1 pseudogene is annotated in these 284 nt (G+C 60.6%); it reads right to left on the bottom strand.

The annotated features are described in order from the left end of the window. A pseudogene (locus CVH10_RS19655) lies at nucleotides 1-284 on the bottom strand (beta-carotene hydroxylase); the annotation flags it as partial.

Here is a 284-nt window from a genome sequence, read left to right on the forward strand (position 1 = left end):
ACCCGAAGCTGACGTTGCCGTCGCGGGTTTCGACGACATGGTGCAGCCGATGCGCCTGAACGATCCGTTTCATATAGGTGGACCGCGGCAAATAGCGCGTGGGAATACGCTGATGCACGATGACGTCGTGAAAGCCGAAATAGATCGCGCCATAAGCGGCGATGCCCGCACCGATCCAGGTGAAGCCCGGCCACCAGCCCAGTTGCACCCCGCCCAGGATCATCACGAACGACGGCACCGCGAAGATCGCCGCATACAGATCGTTGAGTTCCCATTGGCCTTCG

Source organism: Halomonas sp. ND22Bw, from assembly GCF_003011945.1.
Classification (GTDB): Bacteria; Pseudomonadota; Gammaproteobacteria; order Pseudomonadales; family Halomonadaceae; genus Halomonas; species Halomonas halophila.